We start from the raw sequence: 917 nt of genomic DNA on the forward strand, positions 1-917 counted from the left end.
TAGGTTTTGTACGAAAAGTCTGTTCTGTTAATTTTGCCCATGTTGCAGCCGCATAGGTGCGTTATGACAGGACGCTATGAGCTTTCCGAGCACAGCTGGTCGCTGATCAAGGACATCGTTTCACCGCATCAGCCGATGGGCCGGCCAAGGCGGGATGACCGTCAGATATTGAACGGCATCTTCTGGGTGCTGTGCTCTGGGGCCAAATGGCGTGACATGCCAGAACGCTATGGCCCTTGGAGCACGGTGTATGCCCGATTTCGTCAGTGGCGTGACGACGGCACTTTCGAGGCCGTGCTGGCCCGTCTCCAGCTCAAGCTTCGCGAAGATGGCTTGATGGACCTGGATACCTGGATGATCGACTCCACGGCCGTTCGTGCGACGCGGGCTGCCTCGGGAGGCGGTAAAAAAGGGGGTCGAACGAACCGATAGGCCATGCCCTGGGCCAAAGTCGCGGCGGTTTGACCACCAAGATCCATCTTGTCTGCGACCGACATGGGTGGCCACTCACTTTCACCTTGTCACCGGGTCAAGACGCCGACACGCGTCATTTTATGGCCACGATGGAAACGATCCATCTGCCAGGACGCGTGGGCCGGCCCCGCAAGCGTTGTCGCTATATCGTGGCAGACAAAGGCTACGATAGTGATGCGCTACGTCACTACTGCGACCGGCACCGGATGAAGCCGGTCATTGCGCAGCGCAAGATGCATCGAAAACCGCGCCCTGGACTGCCTCGGGGATTCGACAAACCCCGATACCAGGAGCGCAATGCTGTCGAACGTAGCTTTAGCTGGCTCAAGGAACTCCGGCGAATCGCCACACGTTACGAGAAGTTGGCCCGTAGCTTTCGCGCCATGGTATGCCTAGCTTGCATAAATCGTTGCCTGCGCGCCGACTTTTCGTACAAAACCTAG

Annotated in this window: 1 protein-coding gene; it reads left to right on the plus strand. The window is 57.8% G+C overall.

Translation table 11 applies throughout. The annotated features are described in order from the left end of the window. Positions 1-63 precede the first annotated feature (63 nt). A protein-coding gene (locus L1071_RS16165; RefSeq protein ID WP_246977073.1) for an IS5 family transposase occupies positions 64-917 on the plus strand; the annotation gives its coding sequence in 2 pieces (ribosomal slippage) (positions 64-418 and positions 418-917; 855 coding nt in all).

Source organism: Chromohalobacter sarecensis (genome assembly GCF_023061135.1).
Taxonomy (GTDB): domain Bacteria; phylum Pseudomonadota; class Gammaproteobacteria; order Pseudomonadales; family Halomonadaceae; genus Chromohalobacter; species Chromohalobacter sarecensis.